The sequence below is a fragment of the Holdemanella sp. MSK.7.32 genome (genome assembly GCF_024460475.1).
Classification (GTDB): domain Bacteria; phylum Bacillota_I; class Bacilli_A; order Erysipelotrichales; family Erysipelotrichaceae; genus Holdemanella.
This window is the reverse complement of record NZ_JANFYN010000083.1, coordinates 1-3,955: the sequence shown is the minus strand read 5'-3', so window position 1 is coordinate 3,955 and position 3,955 is coordinate 1. Positions and strand designations below refer to the sequence as shown.

4 protein-coding genes are annotated in these 3,955 nt (G+C 32.2%); 1 reads left to right on the top strand and 3 read right to left on the bottom strand.

All coding sequences use genetic code 11. The annotated features are described in order from the left end of the window. Positions 1–176: 176 nt before the first annotated feature. Positions 177–704, bottom strand: a complete 528-nt coding sequence (locus tag NE544_RS11710) for a hypothetical protein (protein WP_238095103.1) — start codon at positions 702–704, stop codon at positions 177–179. A gap of 942 nt (positions 705–1,646) precedes the next feature. On the opposite strand from NE544_RS11710, the gene NE544_RS11705 reads away from it, so the two are divergent. Then, positions 1,647–3,089: a plasmid recombination protein gene (locus NE544_RS11705; RefSeq protein WP_256269463.1), complete on the top strand. Its 1,443-nt coding sequence runs from the start codon at positions 1,647–1,649 to the stop codon at positions 3,087–3,089. 31 nt (positions 3,090–3,120) lie between these two features. On the opposite strand, the gene NE544_RS11700 is transcribed toward NE544_RS11705, so the two are convergent. Both NE544_RS11700 and NE544_RS11695 read right to left on the bottom strand, forming a co-directional pair. Further along, positions 3,121–3,300 carry a hypothetical protein gene (locus NE544_RS11700; protein WP_238095106.1) on the bottom strand — a complete coding sequence of 60 codons (180 nt, stop codon included), beginning with the start codon at positions 3,298–3,300 and terminating at the stop codon, positions 3,121–3,123. Next, on the bottom strand, positions 3,297–3,955 hold a 659-nt coding region (locus NE544_RS11695; RefSeq protein WP_256269462.1), incomplete at its 5' end, for a replication initiation protein. The genes NE544_RS11695 and NE544_RS11700, both read right to left, overlap by 4 nt.

Genomic DNA, 3,955 nt, shown 5'->3' with positions numbered 1-3,955 from the left:
AGGCATGAAATAAATTATGCATCCAAAAAAGATGGCAAAGAATAAAAATATGAGAGTTTCTTCTAAAATTCCACTACTTGTTTTGTTTCTTTCAGGATGTTCATCCAATTCTTTTAGCTTTTTTTCTATATAATTATTTTCCCATTTATTGATCCATTTATAAAAATTTTTCATTATTAATCACTATCTTCTTCTGGACGTAAAGAATAACCACATACATAATGATTTGGACTTTGCCTAACACAAATATTACCATCTTTTAAGCTTGCACTAGCTGTTTTAGCAGCTACATTTGCATATACTGCTTTCACTCTATTTTGATATATGGCCCAAATTTCTTTTGCATAATCATAAGCATCTTTAGCATCAGGACCATAATCAACTAATGCCTGTATTGTTCCATTTGTCATCAATCCAATTAAAACCCATTTAGCTTGTACGAGAAGATATATTGCTATACCAGCAGATCGGCCATCAACATATACTTCACCATTAACAATTTTAACATCCTTCCCTTCATATCCAGTACCTTTTAGCTCTTTTTGAGTAAAAACATGATTAAATTCTTCTCCTTCTAAGGGTTCATTAATAATTTCAATGTTTATGTCATTGGCTTTTATCTGGGTTGTTGTAACATATGTATTATAAATTCCTAAACTAAATAACATACAGAAAGCTAATAAACATGATAATAATTTCTTCATAATATACATCTCCTCTCCATCATTATCACTACGTAAAAATCACTATACTGTCCATTGGTATCAAAGCTCCTTTTTCATTCTTTATGTATCTTTATGTAGAAATTTTAACAAGTATAAATTTAAAAACATAGTCTATTAGTGCTCTAAAATGCATGATATAATTTAAAGGTAGTCAATAAGTACGTGTCCTCGTACTTAGCTTTTGCTAAGTCTCGGACGTTTACTTTTGAAAAGTTCATGATATAATTCAAGTAGGCAAAGTTGCAAACAAAAGCCACGTTAAGAAGAACTGAACTAGTCACTCAGTTCTTCTTTTTTTTACATAAAAAAAGAGTGGGTAGTCAATCCACTCCGTTTGTGCTTTTGTTGCCTAGTCATTTCCGTCAAGCCACTTGCAAATGTAGTAGGCGACCACACTTGCTCCGACAGAAACTATAAAGTTGCAAACAAATTCCACGTTCTCACCTCCTTCGTGTTGGTGAGCCTAGGCAACAAAAAGATTATAACATAATCTGGTATCTTAAAAATCCGCTCATATGGACGTTATATTGTCAATATATTTTTTGCACATTTTTATATCAAAAATATCATAATATGAGATTTTTAAAAAATATCAAAAAAAATAAAAAAATTTAATTGAAAAAGTAGACCTTCAAGGTATGTTAAACCTTGAAGGTCTACTTTTAAAAAATTAAAATTTTAAATAATTTTAATTAATTTTTAAAATCAAAATGTATCACATAAATGTTATATTGATATTTTTCATTGTTTTTTTAGCTAAAACTCGTGTTTTAACACGAAAATCTTGTCAATTTTGACAAGAAAAAGCCTCGCAGAGCGAAAGAGGTATTATGGAGTCTCTCCAAAATACCGATTGAGTTACTTTTTGAAAAAAGTAACAAAAACTATTGTATAATAGATTCATACAGAGGTGATAAATTTATGCGAAATTGGAATAGAAAAACATCTTCATCAAAACTCAGTAGTGTGAGTATTTCTTTTTCAACTGCTGCAAAAGGAAACTTCAATCACAATAGAAGAACCAATTCCAAGGTTCCTGAAAATGTGGATCCAACCAGAACTGCATTCAATAAAATTCTAATAGATAAAGACATTCGTCAAGTTTATAAAGAAGTTTTCGGAGAAGCATTAGCCGAATATAATGCCAATCAAGTTGCTAAAAAACATCCAGAACGTCAGAAAAAGGATTACTATTCCGCAGTCTGCCATGACAAAAAAACAGAACCATTCCGAGAAGCAGTTGTTCAAATTGGCAATAAAGACAAACAACTTCCTCGTTGGGAATCAAACGATATTCTTCAAAAATTTCTTAAGCGATTTCAAGAAAACAATCCTCAATTGATGGTTGTTGGTGCATACATTCATAACGACGAAGCGACACCTCATATGCACATAGTCTATGTGCCAGTAGCAACTTATTCAAAAGGTCTTAAAACACGTGTATCAAATGATAAAGCATTAAAACAAATGGGTTACAAGACTTGGAATGATTGGAAAGACAGTCAAATGGCCTGTCTTGAAAATCTGGTTCGTGAAAAAGGATACGATAGAGAATATATGCATAACACTAATAAACATGAGCCTGATGTCCAAAAATTCAAACGTGTTCAAAAAGAAGTTGAACGACTTGCTAATGCAAAACTCGAAAATATGGAATTACCTTCCATTCCAGAACCTAAAATTCAAGTCAATCCAATCAATAAATCAGAATCTGTTAAGCTTTCTAAAATCGAATTTGAACAAATTAAACAGGTGATGAATTATCAACAGACTCAAATAACCTCGCTAGAAGCTCAGAAAAGCGTTCTAGAGCTTGAAAATGAAAAAATGACAAGTGAAGTACATAGGTTAAAACAATTGCCATATACAGCCGAAAACGAGCGTCTGAGCGCTGAATCAGAAAAAAACAAATCTAAAATAGATAAATTCGACGAGATATCTGTTCAAAATCAACAATTGAAAAACCAAATAAATACATTGAATAATCTTCAAGTCGAAAACAATAACTTGAAATTGGAGCTAGAAAAAGAAAAACAGCGTAGCGAAAATTTCAAAATCATCGGCAAGCTCTATCAGTGCATGTATCTGCATTTAATGGACCGCATTATCCCAAGTGTTATTCAAAAATCCAAAATAGTTAAGCTAATCAGAAACGGACTAGATAATCTATTCATAGATGTTTTAAATGAATATCAAAACAAATCAAAAAATCCAGATATCTATACCCAGTTATTCGATGACAACATAGAACTCAATGATTCTTATTCGGATATTGATCAGGATTTTTCAAACCTTCCTGATGTAGATGAATTAATCGAAATTTCTGAACTAGATCGAGAAAAAGATTATGACCATTGTCGATAAAAAAAGGAGCTCATTTTGACTCCTTCTTTTTTTAACATTTATTCATTTGTTCGTGATAATCATTGATTTCTTTTCGAATGACATCCATTCGATCCATTGCGTAGTTGTATCTTTCTTCGTCATATTCCATACGATTTAGGTTCATATCTCCTACCTCTTTTGCGAGATTTAACCATTCGTTAATCAATTCTACTGCTTTATCTCCTGTCATAAACTTCCCTCTTTCAATTTCTTTTGTAACTCTAGCATTTCCTGATGTATTTCTTCGTCACTCTTTTCGTCGGCTTGAGGATAATACTTATCGTCTAATTTCACAGTCGATTTCTTAGCTTTCTTTTGTTCAATGATGTTAGCCTTATGTTTTGATTCGATATGCATATCCAACGCATAGATTGGTGCTCTTCGGCCATTTCTAAGAGGTTTGAATGATACTTGAATATCACTCGTACTTTCGTTGATCTCATCAAATGACGGCTTTAAAACACGTCGGTTAAATGCTTTGTATTCACTGTACTTATCTCCAATGTTCAACCATTGACGGATTCCAGGTGCTTCTTTTGAATCAGTATTTAAATACCAGATAAAATCACACTGGTCTTTATCTTTGAGTTGCATTTTGCACCATTCGTAGATTCTTGCGCTGTATTTTCCATCTAATCTTGCCATTTGTTCCAAGTAGATCCATGTAAAATCATGACGTAAATCGTCTAACATAGGAATGAAATCTTTATTAAAGTTTAGATCAATGACCATATCATTAATTCCGTTAAACAGTTTTGCAGAAAGTAATGCCCCAGATATTAACACGGTATCGTTTGGATTTGCCAAACGCATTCTATCGGCCTCGGATAGTCTATCTGCAGTCA

What these genes read in the sequence shown, in the direction of transcription:
- NE544_RS11705 (WP_256269463.1), top strand. Translation starts at nt 1,647, where the DNA reads ATGCGAAATTGGAATAGAAAAACATCTTCATCAAAACTCAGTAGTGTG.
- NE544_RS11710 (WP_238095103.1), bottom strand. Translation starts at nt 704, where the DNA reads ATGAAGAAATTATTATCATGTTTATTAGCTTTCTGTATGTTATTTAGT.
- NE544_RS11700 (WP_238095106.1), bottom strand. Translation starts at nt 3,300, where the DNA reads ATGACAGGAGATAAAGCAGTAGAATTGATTAACGAATGGTTAAATCTC.